Annotated in this window: 21 protein-coding genes, 1 tRNA gene and 2 riboswitches; of the genes, 15 read left to right on the top strand and 7 right to left on the bottom strand. The window is 43.7% G+C overall.

The window, feature by feature from the left end; all coding sequences use genetic code 11:
- Window positions 1-144 precede the first annotated feature (144 nt).
- Window positions 145-1,251, top strand: a complete 1,107-nt coding sequence (locus CN378_RS20675) for a YqgU-like beta propeller domain-containing protein (protein WP_098354389.1) — start codon at window positions 145-147, stop codon at window positions 1,249-1,251.
- Window positions 1,251-1,565: an MTH1187 family thiamine-binding protein gene (locus CN378_RS20670; protein WP_098354388.1), complete on the top strand. Its 315-nt coding sequence runs from the start codon at window positions 1,251-1,253 to the stop codon at window positions 1,563-1,565. Before CN378_RS20675 ends, CN378_RS20670 begins: the two co-directional genes overlap by 1 nt.
- A gap of 50 nt (window positions 1,566-1,615) precedes the next feature.
- On the opposite strand, the gene CN378_RS20665 is transcribed toward CN378_RS20670, so the two are convergent.
- Both CN378_RS20665 and CN378_RS20660 read right to left on the bottom strand, forming a co-directional pair.
- Complete coding sequence (locus tag CN378_RS20665; protein ID WP_098354387.1) at window positions 1,616-1,969, bottom strand: winged helix-turn-helix transcriptional regulator; 354 nt, start codon at window positions 1,967-1,969, stop codon at window positions 1,616-1,618.
- Window positions 1,970-2,190: 221 nt separating this feature from the next.
- Complete coding sequence (locus CN378_RS20660; RefSeq protein WP_034757672.1) at window positions 2,191-2,364, bottom strand: DUF2759 domain-containing protein; 174 nt, start codon at window positions 2,362-2,364, stop codon at window positions 2,191-2,193.
- 204 nt (window positions 2,365-2,568) lie between these two features.
- On the opposite strand from CN378_RS20660, the gene CN378_RS20655 reads away from it, so the two are divergent.
- Window positions 2,569-3,204 carry an MBL fold metallo-hydrolase gene (locus CN378_RS20655; protein ID WP_098354386.1) on the top strand — a complete coding sequence of 212 codons (636 nt, stop codon included), beginning with the start codon at window positions 2,569-2,571 and terminating at the stop codon, window positions 3,202-3,204.
- 41 nt (window positions 3,205-3,245) lie between these two features.
- Here the strand turns inward: CN378_RS20655 and CN378_RS20650 are convergent, their stop codons facing one another.
- The gene (locus tag CN378_RS20650) at window positions 3,246-3,491 is read right to left on the bottom strand and encodes a DUF2626 domain-containing protein (protein ID WP_034757675.1); all 246 of its coding nucleotides are present in this window, start codon (window positions 3,489-3,491) and stop codon (window positions 3,246-3,248) included.
- A 391-nt stretch (window positions 3,492-3,882) separates the two neighbouring features.
- On the opposite strand from CN378_RS20650, the gene CN378_RS20645 reads away from it, so the two are divergent.
- On the top strand, window positions 3,883-4,263 hold the full coding sequence (locus tag CN378_RS20645) for a Spx/MgsR family RNA polymerase-binding regulatory protein (protein WP_098354385.1): 381 nt from the start codon (window positions 3,883-3,885) through the stop codon (window positions 4,261-4,263).
- A gap of 101 nt (window positions 4,264-4,364) precedes the next feature.
- On the opposite strand, the gene CN378_RS20640 is transcribed toward CN378_RS20645, so the two are convergent.
- Window positions 4,365-4,436, bottom strand: a tRNA-Gln gene (locus tag CN378_RS20640).
- Between the two features lie 232 nt (window positions 4,437-4,668).
- On the opposite strand from CN378_RS20640, the gene comGA reads away from it, so the two are divergent.
- From comGA to CN378_RS20600, 8 genes are all read left to right on the top strand, one after another.
- Entirely contained in the window at window positions 4,669-5,706 is a 1,038-nt protein-coding gene (gene comGA / locus CN378_RS20635) for a competence type IV pilus ATPase ComGA (RefSeq protein WP_098354384.1), read from the top strand.
- Complete coding sequence (gene comGB, locus CN378_RS20630; protein WP_142323643.1) at window positions 5,660-6,715, top strand: competence type IV pilus assembly protein ComGB; 1,056 nt, start codon at window positions 5,660-5,662, stop codon at window positions 6,713-6,715. Before comGA ends, comGB begins: the two co-directional genes overlap by 47 nt.
- A gap of 28 nt (window positions 6,716-6,743) precedes the next feature.
- Window positions 6,744-7,052, top strand: a complete 309-nt coding sequence (gene comGC, locus CN378_RS20625) for a competence type IV pilus major pilin ComGC (protein ID WP_098354382.1) — start codon at window positions 6,744-6,746, stop codon at window positions 7,050-7,052.
- Window positions 7,053-7,056: 4 nt separating this feature from the next.
- Complete coding sequence (gene comGD, locus CN378_RS20620) at window positions 7,057-7,494, top strand: competence type IV pilus minor pilin ComGD (RefSeq protein WP_098354381.1); 438 nt, start codon at window positions 7,057-7,059, stop codon at window positions 7,492-7,494.
- A gap of 209 nt (window positions 7,495-7,703) precedes the next feature.
- Complete coding sequence (gene comGF, locus CN378_RS20615) at window positions 7,704-8,219, top strand: competence type IV pilus minor pilin ComGF (protein WP_179885009.1); 516 nt, start codon at window positions 7,704-7,706, stop codon at window positions 8,217-8,219.
- Window positions 8,200-8,568 (top strand): hypothetical protein, encoded by a 369-nt coding sequence (locus CN378_RS20610; protein ID WP_098354379.1) that lies wholly within the window; start codon window positions 8,200-8,202, stop codon window positions 8,566-8,568. The genes comGF and CN378_RS20610 overlap by 20 nt, the downstream gene beginning before the upstream one ends.
- A 3-nt stretch (window positions 8,569-8,571) precedes the next feature.
- Window positions 8,572-9,081 (top strand): shikimate kinase, encoded by a 510-nt coding sequence (locus CN378_RS20605; RefSeq protein ID WP_098354378.1) that lies wholly within the window; start codon window positions 8,572-8,574, stop codon window positions 9,079-9,081.
- Between the two features lie 48 nt (window positions 9,082-9,129).
- Window positions 9,130-9,309, top strand: a complete 180-nt coding sequence (locus tag CN378_RS20600; RefSeq protein WP_098354377.1) for a YqzE family protein — start codon at window positions 9,130-9,132, stop codon at window positions 9,307-9,309.
- 81 nt (window positions 9,310-9,390) lie between these two features.
- Here the strand turns inward: CN378_RS20600 and CN378_RS20595 are convergent, their stop codons facing one another.
- Both CN378_RS20595 and CN378_RS20590 read right to left on the bottom strand, forming a co-directional pair.
- Entirely contained in the window at window positions 9,391-10,182 is a 792-nt protein-coding gene (locus CN378_RS20595; RefSeq protein WP_098354376.1) for a YqhG family protein, read from the bottom strand.
- On the bottom strand, window positions 10,151-11,851 hold the full coding sequence (locus CN378_RS20590) for a DEAD/DEAH box helicase (protein WP_098354375.1): 1,701 nt from the start codon (window positions 11,849-11,851) through the stop codon (window positions 10,151-10,153). The genes CN378_RS20595 and CN378_RS20590 overlap by 32 nt, the downstream gene beginning before the upstream one ends.
- 174 nt (window positions 11,852-12,025) lie before the next feature.
- A riboswitch (glycine riboswitch) is annotated at window positions 12,026-12,117 on the top strand.
- 3 nt (window positions 12,118-12,120) lie between these two features.
- A riboswitch (glycine riboswitch) is annotated at window positions 12,121-12,200 on the top strand.
- Window positions 12,201-12,297: 97 nt separating this feature from the next.
- Here CN378_RS20590 and gcvT point away from each other — a divergent pair.
- From gcvT to gcvPB, 3 genes are read left to right on the top strand one after another with little or no spacing between them, the layout of a single operon-like run.
- A complete protein-coding gene (gene gcvT, locus CN378_RS20585; RefSeq protein WP_098354442.1) occupies window positions 12,298-13,404 on the top strand; it encodes a glycine cleavage system aminomethyltransferase GcvT in 1,107 nt (368 codons plus the stop codon).
- Window positions 13,405-13,420: 16 nt separating this feature from the next.
- Complete coding sequence (gene gcvPA / locus CN378_RS20580) at window positions 13,421-14,767, top strand: aminomethyl-transferring glycine dehydrogenase subunit GcvPA (RefSeq protein WP_098354374.1); 1,347 nt, start codon at window positions 13,421-13,423, stop codon at window positions 14,765-14,767.
- Window positions 14,760-16,223 carry an aminomethyl-transferring glycine dehydrogenase subunit GcvPB gene (gene gcvPB / locus CN378_RS20575; RefSeq protein WP_098354373.1) on the top strand — a complete coding sequence of 488 codons (1,464 nt, stop codon included), beginning with the start codon at window positions 14,760-14,762 and terminating at the stop codon, window positions 16,221-16,223. The genes gcvPA and gcvPB overlap by 8 nt, the downstream gene beginning before the upstream one ends.
- A gap of 241 nt (window positions 16,224-16,464) precedes the next feature.
- Here the strand turns inward: gcvPB and CN378_RS20570 are convergent, their stop codons facing one another.
- Window positions 16,465-16,848, bottom strand: coding sequence for a rhodanese-like domain-containing protein (locus tag CN378_RS20570; RefSeq protein WP_098354372.1), 384 nt, complete (start codon window positions 16,846-16,848; stop codon window positions 16,465-16,467).
- Window positions 16,849-16,932: the final 84 nt, after the last annotated feature.

Raw genomic sequence — 16,932 nt, 5'->3', positions numbered from 1 at the left:
GATTGTGGTGATCCAAAAGATGTGTTCATGAACATCTGGTCATCACTTTTTTGAATTTTTGTAATGTTTTCTTAATAAATTTGAAACATTTTTATGTTTGAAACGTACTAATTAATATGGAATTAAAAGAGGAGGGGGAAGAGTATGAAAATGAAAAAAATGAGCGTGATCATGGTGATCGCGATGTGTTTTCTATGGTTGTCTGCATGTCAGTCGGACGAATTGAAAAGTTCCCCCTCAGAGAAAGTGAAGGCTGAAAAGAAAGAGTTGAAAGCCAATATCCTTCCTTCCGATGGATTTATAGAAAATGTCGGCTGGCTTTCAAATTCCGAAATCCTGACCGTCAGGAATGAGGAGGGAGTGGCGTCCTTTTATGTCTATAATGTGTACGACGGAAGCAGTAAAAAAATGTATGAAGTGGAACCTTCCTACGTGAGCGCAAGCATTTCCCCGGATAAGAAAAAAATACTCATCCACTCGTCACCAGTGTCCTATTCTGCCCAGTTGACCGTCATAGACAGAGCAGGAAAGGTGCAGTTCCAGGAAGACGTGCCATCCTACGATTTAACATATTCATGGAATCCGTTCAATGATGATGCTTTATTGATGACAAGCTTCAGCGAAGATTGGAGCTTTCAGGTCTTTGACATAGATTTAAAGAATGGGTCCATGGATCCCATTGAAGTTGCGCAGCCATTCGTTCAGTGGCAATCGGAATCCTCCGTTCTTTATCAGGATTGGAACACGGAAGCGGTGAGTGTATCAGCGCCCCTGATCTCTCAAAATATCCTTGATGACGAGAAAAAGATGATCGTAGGGGATAGTGTGCATTTCAATCAGTTCCATGATGCTTTATTATCGATTTCCCCGGGACAAGAAGAGGGACCGTTTACGTATCAGTTCATTCATTCAAACGGCAAGATCCGCTCGGAATTCACAGTGGAACTCCTGAGCCGCTACTCTGATTGGCTCATCCCATTTTATGATATGATAGAAAAGGATGATCGGCTGATAACCTTCGTTGCCAATGAGAAAGGGTCCTTTGATACGTACTCAGGGACGTTCTCTCTAAAGGAATGGGATACGGTTTCCGGAAAGGAAAAGATCCTGTTTGAAGATCTTCCATTAGAACCCATACAATGTTCGCCTGATGGAGAGTCCTGCTTATATGGAAATCAGCTTGAAAAAGGAATCAACTTGAAAAAATCAAGCATCATTCAGCTACTAAAACAAGAAGGGGCAGATATGTAATGGCAATTGTCGATGTAACAGTTATACCTATCGGAACGGAATCACCCAGTGTAAGTTCGTATGTTGCGGATCTGCAAGCGATTCTTAAAGGATATGAAGAGGAAGGGAAAATCCGTTTTCAGCTTACTCCCATGAATACCATCATAGAAGGGGAACTCCCCGTTCTGTTCCAAGTGATACAAGACATTCATGAATCCCCTTTCCAGCAAGGCATCCAGCGTGTCGCAACCAATATCAGAATTGATGACCGCAGGGATAAGAAATCGACGATGGAAGGGAAACTTTCTTCCGTTCAGAAGAGATTGGAAAAATAAAGGCAAAAAGAGCGGGCATCTGGATGGATGCCCGCTCTTTTTGATGACCCTCATGCTTCTTCACTTTCCAACAGGACTTCACTTTTGTCAGGATACGTTTTTTCGATATGCTGCTCCCCCCATGCACATAACATGTCCAAAGGTTCTTTCAATGACCATCCGTACTCTGTCAGTTCGTATTCCACCTTTGGAGGGACCTGATTATAAATGATCCTGTTGATGACTCCATCGGCTTCAAGCTCCCTCAATTGCTGGGTCAGCATTTTCTGGGTGATTCCAGGCATCAATCGTTTCAATTCACTGGTTCTCCGTTTGCTTTTAATCAAATGACAGAGGATGACGACCTTCCATTTGCCTCCGATCACTTCCAGGGACGCTTCGACCGGTATATTGTATTTTTTCATTGTATATCCTCCTCATCAAGGATTTCATTATCTATAGAATCGGCTACGGGGTTGGGGAATATCCCAGTAGCTTAATGTTAAATTTCACTATCATTATAACGTACACACCGGGAAGGTCCATAGGGTACTTTTTAGTGCCTGTGGAAATAAACAGAAACAATTTCACATGAAAAAGCCTTCCATAGCGCTATGGAAGGCTTTTTCATGTGAAACCTTTTTAATTAATGACCACCTGGGTATCCAGAGTGAAGGACAGTCATAATTGTAAACCATCCAAAAACACCTAATGTCGCCAGTGAGAATAGGATTCCCATTGCATTCTTGTTTTTGAAAGTGCTTACTACTGCGAATAAAGCTAACAATGTAACCAGTGAAGTAATAATTACAAGACCCATTTATATGACCCCTTTCATTAAAATGCGTTTTACTGATTCTTTTGTAACATTATGTACATAAATGCACTCATTAACATTTTATAGGTTTTTCATCCGTTTGTCGAGGTCAAATGTTTGACACTTCTTTGTCTGCCCCGCCTCCTATATTTTAATGCTGATATAAGTTCTGATACAATGATAGTATCACAAATGGAGGTGGAAACGTTGCAGTGGAAACAGATTCCCTTAGGCCCTTTGCAAACCAACTGTTATATCCTGTGGAACACACATAATGAATGCCTGGTCATCGATCCAGGCGGGGAAGGAGAGAAACTGATTCAATGGTTGGAAAACCAGTCGTTGTCTCCGTTGGCCATTCTCCTCACTCATGCGCATTTTGATCATATCGGAGCGGTTGATCAAATGAGGGAACACTTTAACATCCCGCTATATGTACATGAAAAAGAGGCTCAGTGGCTGCTGGATCCTTCCTTGAACGGATCACAATTGTTCATGATGGGCGAGCTCGTCAGATTGAAGCCTGCCGACTACATACTGACCAATGAAAAAAACCTCAATATCGGGGACTTTCAGCTTCAATTATTTGAAACCCCGGGTCATTCACCCGGCAGTCTTTCTTATTATGTACAAGAAAGAGGAATCGTATTAGCCGGGGATACACTATTTATGGGGAGTATCGGTCGATCAGATCTACCGGGGGGAAATCATAAAGAGCTCTTAGCCAGTATCCATGATAAGCTGTTGACTCTGCCTGAAGATACGACGGTTCTCCCGGGGCACGGTCCAGAAACATCGATTGAAGTGGAGATGGATTCCAATCCATTCTTAAATGGTTTCTAAAACAAAAAAATCCCTTCAGCTACAAGCTGAAGGGATTTCTTTTAGTGTCCTCCTGCACCAGGAGTCATCATAAAGGTCGTCCAATAAGTAAAACCTGCAAAGAACACTGTTAAGTAAGCACCGAAAACATAAATATACATGCGTTCGGACAGTTTTAAATAGCTAAGCATAATGAAGAATCCGGTTTGGCCTAAAAAGATTAATGATGTCGTGGTCATATCACCAAGATAGAACATAACCGCAAAAATACCAGTCCAAAACCCAAGAACTCTAAACATACGATCCATATGTAACCCTCCTTTGCACCCTAAGTCCATCACTAAATATTATAAATGAATACTACCATAAAAGTAAATATGTGTTTGAAGTTAGTTTGTGACGATTACACGCTAACTAACCGTGAAACTTTTATTTATCCCCATATTCCTCTTGTTATTTTCTTCCACGGAGTAAGAGGGGCTAAACATGTTTATAAAACTGGCGACAAATTTACGTGTTTTAGAGCAGTTTTACATCCAAAAGGAAATGAACGGAAGGGGTGTAAAAGCTTGATTGATTTACCGTAAAAAAATGTTCACAAATTACCAAGGGAAATTACTGTACAAAAGTTATACATATGATATACAATGTGTTTAACAAATGATAAACATGAAAGTTAAATTTAAGGAGGTCAAGAAAGTGAATAACCTGACATTTTTTACTTATCCAAGCTGTACCTCTTGCCGCAAAGCCAAGAAGTGGTTAACCGCACATTCCGTCGATTTTGATGAAAGACACCTATTTAGAGAGACTCCTACACATAAAGAACTAATGGAACTATTGACCCTCACAACGGATGGCCTCGATGAAATCCTTGCCACAAGAAGCCAAACCTTCAAGGACCTGGGAAAAGACGTGAACGATCTGCCACTGTCTGAAGTGATTAAATTGATCATCGATGAACCGAAGCTCCTTCGCAGACCGCTTCTGACAGACGGAAAAAAACTCGTGGTCGGCTACAATCCGGAAGGACTTCAAAGTCTGGCAAACAAAAACAGAGCATTGAAGAAAAGCAGCTAAATGACTGAATTGAAAAAGGCAGGCACTTGAATTTCGAGTGCCTGCCTTTTTCAATTGGTCATGTGATGTCGCCTCTGGGCAAAGCCCTTCCCCTTTTAATACTGGGCTAGCTGGATTCGAACCAACGCATGTCGCAGTCAAAGTGCGATGCCTTACCGCTTGGCTATAGCCCATTGAATCGTCTTTACAACATATAGTATGGATCAATCTTGTGGAACTATTCATGTATTTTAAAAAGTTTTCGTTCTAAGCAATCTGGACCGATGTATGTGCCGCACTTTACTTTTTTAAAAATATTAAAGAAAAAAGAAGGATTTTGCCAATAAATGTCGTATATCTTTACTTAAGAAATCAGAAAGGTGGTGCACATCCATATTCCACTCTGTAGAATCCCTATCGGAAGTGATGATTGGAGAAGCTTTTAGCAATGATGCAACAGATGTTCATTTAATCCCCAAAACAAAAGATTACTTGATTCAATTCAGAAAGCTCGGGGCATTGGTTCCGTTCCAGACCATCGATGTTGAACAGGCGGAGCGCTTGATCGCCCATTTGAAGTTCATGGCCGCCATGGATATCGGAGAAAAACGAAAGCCCCAAAGTGGCTCCTTCAGCCTTACCGTCAAAAACACCCCGCTATCTCTCAGAATTTCAACCCTGCCGACGACCCACCTGAAAGAAAGTCTTGTCATCCGGATACTCCCTCAAAAATACCAGATTCCCATTGAGAAAATGTCGTTATACCCTTCATCAGCCAAAAAACTGCTCGCCCTTCTAATGTATTCCCACGGGCTCATCCTGTTCACGGGACCAACAGGCAGTGGTAAGACCACTACGTTGTATTCCCTTGTTCATCATTGCTCTGTCGCATTGAACCGGAATGTCATCACCCTGGAGGACCCCGTCGAGAAGCAGCAAGACGAAATGGTGCAGATCCAGGTAAATGAAAAAGCGGGGATTACGTATTCAACCGGCTTAAAAGCGATACTGAGACATGACCCGGATATCATCATGGTGGGGGAGATCCGGGACCGGGAGACGGCAGAAATCGCAATAAGGGCCAGCTTAACAGGTCATCTTGTCATTTCCACCATGCATACGAGGGATGCTAAAGGTGCCATTTACCGCTTGATGGAATTAGGGATCGAGTGGCATGATATCGAGCAGACGCTGCTCGCTGTATCTGCTCAGCGATTGTTGAAGCTTCAGTGTCCCATCTGCAAACGGGAGTGTGGAGGTCAGTGCCTCAGGGGGCAAAATCGTAACAGGGCATCCGTATACGAAATTGTTACGGGCAGTGCCCTGAAGGAAGTTCTGAAGGAGGCAAAGGGTGAGAGGGTCAACCATCAGTACCATACACTCCAAGCTTTAATCAGTAAGGGGGTGGCACTCGGATTTGTTTCAGAACATGAATATAGGAAATGGGTTCACGAAGAAAAGTGATGATCAAGGCAAATTTCTGAAAAGGCTTGGGGATCTGCTTCAAAAAGGCTATACCTTTACAGAAGCCATCGACTTTCTTTTGCTCCCAAAACAAAAGAAAACCATCAAATTAAAAAAGAGGTTGATCTCATCGCTCCAAAAAGGGGAGTCCATCTCTACAGTAATGAATAAACAATTAAACATTCCCGGGCATGTCAGCGCACAGATTTACTTCGCCGAACATCATGGTCAGATGGGGCACACACTGTCTGAAGCCGGGAACTACCTCATAAAAAGGAGGAAAAATCAGCAGCAGTTACAAAAAGTCTTTCAATATCCATTAATGCTGATCTTCATTTCCATCATGATGATGGTATTGCTTCGCAAAGTGTTATTTCCAAGATTCCAGTCCCTATATTCCTCAATGGGCTATGAACCATCAGCAAAGCTAACGTACCTTTTACACTTCATCGAAAACTTCCCAATGATTTTCAGTGGAGGTTTACTGTTACTCCTGTTCATCACCACCGTCTTTTTCCTTTTTAAAAAGAAACTTTCCCCTGTGAAGCTCTCACTCTTCTTCTGCCGGTTTCCGTTCCTTTCAACGTATATGAAGCTTGGTCACACCCACTTTTTTTCAAGGGAATTGAGCTTTCTCCTTACAAGTGGAGTGTCCATTACAGAATCGCTCCTCATCATCGAAAGTCAATCCTTCCGTCCGACCTTACAGTACATTTCCAGTCACTGCATCAAAAAATTAAAAGGGGGGAGTCCGTTTCCCGAATGTTTTACATCCCTCCCCCTTTTTAAGGAAGAGCTGTCATTCGTTGTCCATCACGGTCAAACGAATGGAAAATTGGCAGAGGAGCTTCGCATTTTCAGCGATATCTGCTTTCAGGAATTAGAGGATAAGACACATGCATGGCTCAAGTATGTCCAGCCTGCCATCTTTACGTTTGTCGGTCTATTCATCATGGCGATTTATTTCTCCATCATGATGCCGCTTTTTCAGATGATGCAGGGAATCTAGAAGACAATCCAAACCCGGGAGGAACAATATGCTTAAAAATGAAAAAGGTTTCACTCTAATCGAGATGATGATCGTTTTGCTCGTCATTTCCGTATTGCTTTTCATTACGATCCCAAACGTGACTAATCAGAGTAATTCCATCAATTCAAAGGGGTGTGAAGCATTCGTTCATATGGTGGAAGGGCAGATTGAAGCATATAAAATGGATGGGAATACAGATCCAGTGACGATCGATGCCCTTGTAACCGGTGGATATCTAAACGATGAATATAAAGCATGTCCTGACGGAAGGGCCATCACCATCGATACTGCCGGGAAGGTGGTGACTTCTAATTAAGGGAGTGGGAAGGGGTGAAGCGGGATATACCCTCATTGAAATGCTCATCGTCTTATTGATTTCTACGATTCTTCTATCGTGGGTAGGTTTTTCTCTTATCCCGTTGAAAGGTCACACCGAAAAGGACCTGTTCATTTCCCAACTCGAATCGGACCTCTACCAAATCCAAAGCTACAGTATCAATCATCAAACACCTATCTTCCTAACTTTTTATCCAATAACAAATAAATATGTTGCCAAAACGGAAGCGAGACAAATGATTGTATCAAGAGATCTTCCTGTGGGCTTTCAGATTGCTTCTACCAACAGCCTGGACGAGATCACCTTTTATCCTGATGGAAATACTAACCAATTCGGCAGGGTGAATTTTAAAATGGGAAACGTCACCCTGTATCTGATGTTCCAAATAGGCCAGGGGCGATTTTATGTACAAGAATCCTAACGGTTTTTCACTACCTGAAACACTTGTTGCTTTCAGTTGTATCCTCATGCTATGCGTCATATTTATCCCCTTTCTCATTCATTATGCTTACCAACTTAAACAGCTCCAGAGTGAAGTGGAAGCGCTGAAATTTCTGAGGGAAGGTGTGGAGAAGGCGGTCGTTACACATGAATTTGTTGATCATGCAAGAATGTATAAGGGGGTCAGGTATGAGCTCATTTGGAAAGATGGAGGGGATCATGAGGCATGTGTGCGTTACGATACCCAAAAGGTATGTATATCAAAGGAAGGATGAACGGGGATTCACTTTGATTGAAGCCCTGTTGAACTTTAGTTTGTTTTGTATGATTTCCTTCAGTCTTCCTTTTGTGATGAAAGGCTTTTTTATCATTAAGCATGAGTTGGTTCCTCCCCGTTACTATGAATGGAATTTATTTAGCGAAAGTATAAGGAAAGAATTGAGGGAGGCGGATGCCGTGGTGGTAATGCCTCAACAGATTTCTTTTGTGGTTGAAGGGGAAACAATCCTGTATGAAAAGTATAATCAGTCCATTCGAAGGCGGGTGAACAATAGAGGGCATGAAATCGTACTTCAGGAAGTTAGTCAATTTACATTCTCTTCCATTAATCAAGGCGTGCATATGGAATTGGAATTTGCAGGTGGCGAAAAAGTGGAAGGCGACTTCTTTTATCCTTCTGCGGTGGATGGGTATACCTCTCCTTAGCAACAGAGGATTCATCCTGCCGTATACGTTATTTCTACTGATGATTGTCCTGTTTTTAGCATTTGCATCAAAGGATCTTTTTATAAGTAAGTATCGGTACCTTTCAAATATGAAGAGCATTCAGGAGAGGAACATAAGCGTATCGCACGCCATCTTATTGGAAGTGCAGCGTAAATCCCTGACCGCGGGGCAAGTAAGGACCAATTTTGGTGAGGTTATGACTTCAAGCCGGATGCTTACACCACAAGAGGTGCAATTAGAAGTGACATTCAAACGGGAGGAGAAGGTTTTTCTTCCTGTGACGGTTGTGTATAATAAGGAAACAAAACAAATCATACGGTGGGAGTAGAATATGGAACCGATTTTCTTAGTTGGCTTTATGGGTGTAGGAAAGACGACGATTGGCAAACATCTTGGGGAAGTACTGAATCTTCCGGTCATTGATCTGGATCATTTCATTGAGGATCGAGAGAAAAAAACGATAAAAGATATTTTTCATCAGCATGGTGAATCGTATTTCAGGGATCTCGAAAAAAGGGTGCTCCTTGAATTGGGGAATGAAAATGCGATTATCACTACTGGAGGAGGAGTGGTGGAGAGAGAGGAGAACCGGGCATTTTTGCAGGGGAATGGATTCGTGTTTCATTTAACATGTCCTTTTGATGCTTTGTGGGGAAGGCTGGAAGGGGATAAGGAGCGTCCACTGGTTCAAAAAAATTCAAAAGACCAGTTGATGAACCTGTTCGAGCGCCGGTTTCCCCTGTATGAAAGCGGAAGCTCGGTGACCATTCATACAGAGGATAAATCAGTGGAAGAAGTCGTCCAAGAGATTTTACCGTATTTTGAAGGGAAATGGGTATAAATCCAGACGTGTGAGGGGATACTGATAAAAGCGGAAGGTGGTGCTTTTATGTCAGTAAATGATTATGTTAAGTTCATAACACAAACATTTGTCCAACATTATGAAAAATCACCTCTTGAACGTAAAACATTAAAGAAGCAGAGGAAAAACGAGCGGGAACCATTTCTATTCAGGTGGTTCGGCATCATTCCTTATGCTTTTATGATCCTGTTCAAAAAAAATAAATAGTCAATCAGGGCTGCCTTAAATGGCGGTCTTTTTTTGTTTTTAAGGAAAGGAGGGACGTGTCTCAAACGTCCCCATGAATCCTCAGTGTGGCTGTTGCAGGTAGAAAATCCCTCCGTTGATGACCTCGATGGTGATCTTCGGTTCGTACTGTTCCTTCAACGCCTGCTGTTCCATGTAATAAGATTCAGGTTTTTCTTCCTGGTCGCCATAAAAATGGTTGAGTAATTCGAGATCCTCATCCCATGTCTTTACCGCCTGTTCCGCCCACTCAACAGGCTCTCTTTTGATTTCTTCATAGAGGAAGGTCTGAATCCGGTTCACTCCACTTTTCGGTTTGATGATCGGTGTCAAGGTGAAACAGAAGTCAGGAATCTTCGGGGTCAGATTTTTGGACAATAAGGACGAATGAAAGTCCTCTGCAATGACTCCGTTGATCAAGTTCAGTCCCATGCTTCTGATACTGTCTTTCTTTCGATTGGATTGATACGATATTTTCATATTCAGTCCGAGCCACGGGTGCAGAGGGGTCTGCTGCGTGCTCGGTGTATACCGTTTTTCATACAATCGGATATATCCTGCCAGATTCCGTGTTGAATGAAAGATCTGGTGTAACCGGGGTGAACCGAAGTGAATCGGTTCACCTTTCACCTCTTCCGGGGCCTGCTCTGGATTGGTAACGAGGGATAACGTCATCGGGTTCGGTGTACCACCGGTCTTCTCAAGATAATGCCAATAAAAAGGGCGGTTCATCAATTCCTTGTCCAAATCGATGGTAAGCTGTACAGTCATATAGCCATTCCCGTTCGCAACCATGTCACACCCGTTTGCGAGGAAATATCTCTCAAGAAATCGATGAATTTCGTGCTGCTGCATTGGATTTCTCCTCCTTTAACTGTTCAGCAAATTGAATCATGCTCGTTAAATTCTCCATTTTGATCTTCATTTCACCTTCTGTACGGGACGAAGAGAGGATATCTGTGACGTGTTCTTCGAAGTCCCTGAAATCCAGGCGGGTCAGAATTTCGTCCAATTGTCCAATCACACGTTCAAATAGATTGATTTTCTCATAAAGGAGTTTCAGTATATGCTCTTCGACTGTGTTTTTCGTAGCAAAGTTATAGATGTGAACATCTTCTGTCTGTCCGAGACGGTGGACGCGTCCGATGCGCTGCTCCAGTCTCATAGGGTTCCAGGGGAGATCAAAATTGATCACATGGTGACAGAACTGAAGGTTGATTCCTTCCCCGCCGGCTTCTGTCGCAATCAACACCTGTGCATGCTTCTGGAATAATTCCCTCATCCAGTCTTTTTTACCCCGTTTGAATCCTCCCCTGAACGGGACCGAACTGATGCCATGCTGCTTTAAAAACCATTGCAGATAGAGCTGGGTCGCACGGTATTCAGTGAAAATGATCACTTTATCATTTATGGATTGTACGATTTCCAGCGCTTTCTGGGCCTTGGAGTTCATCGTCACATTTTCCACTTTTTTCATCAGTGTACCGATTACCTGTTCAAATGCGGGTGTTGGGGATTCCTTCTTTTCCAGCATGTTCTTCAGCGTGTAGAAGACAGCTTCACGTGAACTGCAGGCCTCCCTCTGAAGAGTCAAAAGGGAGAAGGAGCTCGAATTCGACCAATCATCGTATCTTCCCCTGAGGAGCTCGATCCCGTCATATAACTCTCTTTCCGCCTCGTTGAAATCAATCAACACCGTCTTTACATGGCGTTTCGTCCATTCGATGCCTGTATCGCCCCGCCTGTTACGGATCATCACCTTGTTAATGAGGTTCTTTAAATGCTCGTCCTCCTGGAGAGAGCGATCCCCTTTTTTATACCTGTCTGTAAATCCCGATTCATTCCCAAGATGCCCGGGTTTCAGGAGGGAAACAAGATGAAAGATTTCCTCCACCCGATTTTGGATGGGGGTGGCAGTCAGCAGCAGGCAGAACTTTTTCTTTAGATTCTGGACAAATTCATAGTTTTTTGTTTTATGATTTTTCAGTTTGTGAGCTTCGTCAATAATAACCAGATCATAATCCTGCTCATATACCTTCTCCCGGTGAGGGCTCCTTTTCGCAGTGTCCATGGAAGATACCACGATGTCACATTGATCCCATACATAGCTCTTCCGCTGGGGGACGGCGGGAATGAAGAACTTACTATTCAATTCATAAGCCCATTGAGAAACGAGGGAAGCGGGAACGAGGATCAATACTTTTTTCACCAGTCCCCTAATCATGTACTCTTTTAATATCAATCCGGCTTCGATCGTTTTTCCAAGTCCCACCTCATCTGCAAGAATCGCTTTTCCGTTCATCGTTTCCACCACCTGCTTCGCTGCCTCCAGCTGGTGAGGGAGAGGAGTGACATTTGCCAAATGTTTTGGAGCCTGCAGCCCTTCAAAGTTCGGAATTGCAAGATGGTGCTCAAATTCGATCGCGAGTTTATAGAGCTCCCAGTTCCCCCAGGGTCCATCGTTTTCGATTAAACTTTCAAGACCTTCTCCCCACTCTTCATCAAATATAACCTCAACATTCATCTGAAAAACATCTCCTTATTTCTGATAAAAATGATTGCTCAAAACTCGTATTTAATGGTAGGATGAAAATAGATTTTCAATTGTTAGAAAAACACGAAAATCCGAACGTTCACATTTACAACATTTCTTTTGTATATTTCTAGTATGACCAATTGTTTCAAGGAATATTGGCGAATGATGACAAGGGGAGAGACTGTGCATACAGCGCCGAAGGAGCAAGCACGTTAATGTGTGAATCTCTCAGGCAAAAAGACTCTTGTTGGACGCAGCTCTGGAGAGTGTTTCCGACACAGGAAACCACCAAAGGGGAAAGCCGTTCTTCGGTAAACTTTCAGGTGCAAGGACAGAGAAACCTTCTTTATGAAAAGGGGTTTTTCTGTCCTTTTTTCATGGGATCAAACGTGGTTAAGGATTATGCAAACAAGGAATTTGAAGGGGGAAAAGTCATGTCAGAGTTAAAACAAACACCTTTATACGAAGTGTACAAAGAGTATGGAGGAAAGACCATCGACTTCGGTGGCTGGGCTTTACCAGTGCAATTCTCAAGCATCAAAGAAGAACATGAAGCGGTAAGAACCCGGGCAGGACTATTCGATGTTTCTCATATGGGAGAAATTGAAGTGAAGGGTGAAGGGGCTCTTGACTACTTGCAGAAAATGATGACAAACGATGTCTCCAAAGTAAAAGACGGAGGCGCACAGTATACGGCCATGTGCTACGAAAACGGTGGGACGGTCGACGACTTGTTGATATATAAAATAAAAGACAATGATTATTTGCTTGTTGTGAATGCAGCAAATATAGATAAAGATTTCAAGTGGCTGAAAGAACATCAGACCGATGGAGTGGAACTCAATAACATCTCTGAACATATGGCGCAATTGGCACTTCAAGGTCCACTTGCCCAACAGGTTTTGCAACTACTTACAAACGAACATTCGTTAAGCGATATCGGATTTTTTAAATTCCAGACTGAAATGAATATAGATGGCAAACATGCTCTTGTCTCACGCACAGGCTATACAGGGGAAGACGGATTTGAGATTTACTGTGATGCAAAGGATGCAGCGGCAATCTGGAAGGCCATTTTGGAAGCGGGTAAGGATCACGGCGTCCTTCCGTGCGGACTCGGTGCCCGTGATACACTGCGTTTTGAAGCGAATCTGGCCCTTTACGGCCAGGAATTATCCCAATCGATCACACCGATCGAAGCTGGGATCGGTTTCGCCGTAAAAGTGAATAAAGAGATTCCTTTCATCGGTCAGGACGTATTGAAGCAACAAAAGGAGGAGGGCGCCACGCGAAAAATCATAGGCATTGAAATGATCGATCGCGGCATCCCCCGTCATGGATATAAAGTCTTTTCCGGTGAGGAAGAAATAGGGGAAGTCACAACGGGTACACAATCACCGACATTAAAGAAAAATGTGGGATTGGCCCTGCTAAAAAAAGAATTCACCTCATTGGAAACAGAAGTGCTGGTTGAAATCAGAGGAAAAAAGTTAAAAGCGAAAGTGGTAGCGACACCTTTTTATAAAAGACCAAAGAAATAGGGGAGGAATGACGGTCATGAAGCATCGTTATTTACCGATGACAGAGCAGGATCAAAGGGAAATGTTAGAACAAATAGGAGTAGACAGCGTTAACGATCTATTTGAAGATATCCCTGAAAAGGTTCGTTTCAAAGGGGATTATAAGATCAAAGAAGCGAAGTCAGAAACGGAATTGGTCAAAGAACTGACCAAAATGGCAGCGAAGAACGCTGACTTAAAAAGTCACGCATCCTTTTTAGGAGCAGGAGTGTATGACCATTACATGCCGATCATCGTCGATCATGTATTATCACGCTCAGAGTTCTATACAGCTTATACGCCGTATCAACCTGAGATTTCTCAAGGGGAGCTTCAAGCCATCTTCGAATTCCAAACGATGATCTGTGAACTGACAGGCATGGATGTGGCGAATTCCTCCATGTACGATGGAGGGACGGCACTGGCAGAAGCCGCTATGCTGAGTGCAGGCCAGACCCGCCGTAAAAAGGTTTTGGTTTCCAGTACAGTCCATCCTGAATCTCGTGATGTCCTGCGCTCTTATGCAAAAGGTCAATATATCGAAGTGGTGGAAATCCCCCACACTGATGGTGTAACCGACGTAGAAGAACTGAAGAATTTAATGAGTGATGACATTGCAGCGGTCATCGTTCAATATCCAAACTTCTTCGGCCGTGTGGAAGAACTGAAGGCAATAGAAGAAGTGACACATGCTGAAAAAGCGATGTTCGTGGTTTCGTCAAACCCGCTTGCACTCGGGGCACTGACACCTCCAGGAAAATTAGGGGCAGATATCGTCATCGGTGATGCACAGCCATTTGGGATCCCAAGTGCCTTCGGTGGACCTCACTGTGGATACTTTGCCGTGAACAAGAAGCTTATGCGCAAGGTACCGGGCCGTCTTGTCGGTCAAACCGTCGATGAAGATGGAATCCGTGGATTTGTGTTGACCCTCCAGGCCCGTGAGCAGCATATCCGTCGTGACAAAGCCACTTCGAATATTTGTTCCAATCAGGCATTGAATGCACTTGCTGCATCCGTCGCCATGACAGCCCTCGGAAAACAGGGTGTCAAAGAGATGGCCGTGCAGAATATCCAAAAAGCACACTACGCAAAGGAGGCCTTTAAAGCGAAAGGATTCTCCATCGCATTTGAAGGGCCGTCATTCAATGAGTTTGTCGTAAAGGTAAATAAGCCGGTCAAAGAAATCAATCAAAAGCTTCTGGGAAAAGAGATGATTGGTGGATATGATCTTGGACTAATGGATGACAGCTTGGCACAGCATATGCTGGTGGCTGTCACAGAACTCCGCAGCAAAGAAGAAATCGACGCATTCGTAGCAGAATTGGGGGATTGTCATGAATAAGCAAGATCAACCTCTTATTTTTGAATTATCTAAAGAAGGCCGCACAGGCTATAGCCTGCCTGAAATGGATGTACCTCAGGTGGAATTGTCTGATCTCATTCCTTCCGACTATATCCGTACAGAATCACCGGAGCTTCCGGAGGTTTCGGAACTTGATATCATGCGCCATTACACGGCATTATCCAAACGTAACCATGGTGTGGATTCAGGGTTCTACCCGCTTGGATCCTGTACGATGAAGTATAATCCAAAAGTGAATGAGAACGTTGCACGATTGAATGGGTTTGCCCATATCAACCCGCTTCAGGAGGCTGAAAGCGTTCAAGGTGCTCTCGAATTGATGTATGATCTTCAGGAGCATTTGAAAGAGATCACAGGCATGGATGAAGTGACCCTGCAGCCTGCAGCAGGAGCTCATGGAGAATGGACGGGTCTCATGATGATCCGTGCGTATCATGAGGCAAATGGTGACTCTCACCGTACGAAGGTGATCGTACCGGATTCAGCTCATGGAACGAATCCTGCCAGTGCAACGGTTGCCGGCTTTGAAACCGTGACGGTCAAGTCGAATGAAAATGGCCTTGTCGATTTGGAAGATCTGAAGCGTGTAGTCGGAGATGATACGGCTGCCCTGATGCTGACAAACCCGAACACCCTCGGCTTATTTGAAGAGAATATCCTGGAAATGGCCGCGATCATTCATGAAGCAGGCGGAAAGCTGTATTATGACGGTGCCAATCTGAATGCTGTATTATCAAAAGCGAGACCGGGAGATATGGGATTTGACGTGGTGCATTTGAATCTTCATAAGACGTTCACCGGTCCTCACGGAGGCGGCGGTCCGGGAAGCGGTCCTGTCGGAGTGAAGGAAGATTTGATTAAATACCTTCCAAAACCGGTTCTCGTGAAAAATGGCGATACATTCGAATTCGATTACAACCGTCCTGATTCAATCGGCCGTGTAAAACCTTACTACGGAAACTTCGGAATCAATGTCCGTGCGTATACGTACATCCGGACGATGGGGCCTGATGGCTTGAGAGCCGTGACGGAAAATGCCGTGCTGAATGCCAACTACATGATGCGTCGACTTGCGCCTCACTTTGACCTGCCATTCGATCGTCATTGTAAGCATGAATTCGTCATCAGTGGAAGACGTCAGAAGAAGCTGGGTGTCCGTACATTGGATATTGCGAAGCGCCTGCTCGACTTCGGGTATCATCCGCCAACCATCTACTTCCCATTGAACGTGGAAGAGTGCATGATGATCGAACCGACGGAAACAGAATCGAAAGAAACCCTCGATTCCTTCATCGATGCCATGATCCAAATTGCGAAAGAAGCTGAAGAAACTCCGGAAATCGTCCAGGAAGCCCCGCACACGACTATTGTGAAGCGAATGGACGAAACACTGGCAGCGAGAAAACCGGTTCTTCGGTATACAAAAGAAAGCTGAAGAGTGTAAATTGGGAAGTCCCCGCAGCGATTCGCTGTGGGGATTTTATTTGACTGATTTTCGCGAGGAATCCTGCCGATGTTGGCGATAAACCAGCCGTTTTCCCCGTTAATCCAGCTATATTACATTTAATCACAATCAAATCGAGGTTACCCACATCACTAGCACACTCCCTTTCGCCAGCCTAACCGACTACTTCCACCAACCAAAAAAAGATCGCCCAAAAGGCGATCTTCTTACATCATTTTTTATGCTTCACTTTGCCTGTCCACTTTTTAAAGCCGCCCTGCAACTGGTGAAGGTCGCGGTAACCTTTCTTGTGCAGCATTTGAGCTGCTCTCCCGCTGCGGAGTCCGCTTTGGCAATAAAGGTATACGGGCTGATCCGAACGGATTTCCTTTTGTCTCATTTTGATCTGTGACAATGGGATATTCCGTGCACCAAGGACGTGACCGTTTTCAAATTCATTCGCTTCACGAACATCTATCAATTGAGCTTTACGATATCCTGCTCGAAATTCTTCTTCATTCAGTGTATTCACAATTCTCTTTTGATAGAAGAACGTAAAAAGTGAATAAACAATGATTCCACCCAGTACGACTAAAAGAATATATAATCCTTCCATCATTCATGCTCCTTTCTACAAATGCGCTATCTTCTATTATATTCATGAAAGCCCTGAGAATCAAAACATATTTTTTATTTTACA

The sequence above is a fragment of the Bacillus sp. AFS015802 genome (assembly GCF_002561455.1).
GTDB lineage: Bacteria > Bacillota > Bacilli > Bacillales > Bacillaceae_B > Rossellomorea.
The sequence above is the reverse complement of the archived record's forward strand: the minus strand, read 5'-3'. Positions and strand labels throughout refer to the sequence as shown.

Excerpts from the sequence above, each read along its gene's own strand:
- CN378_RS20675 (WP_098354389.1), top strand. The coding sequence starts at position 145 with ATGAAAATGAAAAAAATGAGCGTGATCATGGTGATCGCGATGTGTTTT.
- CN378_RS20670 (WP_098354388.1), top strand. The coding sequence starts at position 1,251 with ATGGCAATTGTCGATGTAACAGTTATACCTATCGGAACGGAATCACCC.
- CN378_RS20665 (WP_098354387.1), bottom strand. The coding sequence starts at position 1,969 with ATGAAAAAATACAATATACCGGTCGAAGCGTCCCTGGAAGTGATCGGA.
- CN378_RS20660 (WP_034757672.1), bottom strand. The coding sequence starts at position 2,364 with ATGGGTCTTGTAATTATTACTTCACTGGTTACATTGTTAGCTTTATTC.
- CN378_RS20650 (WP_034757675.1), bottom strand. The coding sequence starts at position 3,491 with ATGGATCGTATGTTTAGAGTTCTTGGGTTTTGGACTGGTATTTTTGCG.
- comGA (WP_098354384.1), top strand. The coding sequence starts at position 4,669 with ATGATTGGAGAAGCTTTTAGCAATGATGCAACAGATGTTCATTTAATC.
- comGC (WP_098354382.1), top strand. The coding sequence starts at position 6,744 with ATGCTTAAAAATGAAAAAGGTTTCACTCTAATCGAGATGATGATCGTT.
- comGF (WP_179885009.1), top strand. The coding sequence starts at position 7,704 with ATGAGCTCATTTGGAAAGATGGAGGGGATCATGAGGCATGTGTGCGTT.
- CN378_RS20610 (WP_098354379.1), top strand. The coding sequence starts at position 8,200 with ATGGGTATACCTCTCCTTAGCAACAGAGGATTCATCCTGCCGTATACG.
- CN378_RS20605 (WP_098354378.1), top strand. The coding sequence starts at position 8,572 with ATGGAACCGATTTTCTTAGTTGGCTTTATGGGTGTAGGAAAGACGACG.
- CN378_RS20600 (WP_098354377.1), top strand. The coding sequence starts at position 9,130 with ATGTCAGTAAATGATTATGTTAAGTTCATAACACAAACATTTGTCCAA.
- CN378_RS20595 (WP_098354376.1), bottom strand. The coding sequence starts at position 10,182 with ATGCAGCAGCACGAAATTCATCGATTTCTTGAGAGATATTTCCTCGCA.
- CN378_RS20590 (WP_098354375.1), bottom strand. The coding sequence starts at position 11,851 with ATGAATGTTGAGGTTATATTTGATGAAGAGTGGGGAGAAGGTCTTGAA.
- gcvT (WP_098354442.1), top strand. The coding sequence starts at position 12,298 with ATGTCAGAGTTAAAACAAACACCTTTATACGAAGTGTACAAAGAGTAT.
- gcvPA (WP_098354374.1), top strand. The coding sequence starts at position 13,421 with ATGAAGCATCGTTATTTACCGATGACAGAGCAGGATCAAAGGGAAATG.
- gcvPB (WP_098354373.1), top strand. The coding sequence starts at position 14,760 with ATGAATAAGCAAGATCAACCTCTTATTTTTGAATTATCTAAAGAAGGC.
- CN378_RS20570 (WP_098354372.1), bottom strand. The coding sequence starts at position 16,848 with ATGGAAGGATTATATATTCTTTTAGTCGTACTGGGTGGAATCATTGTT.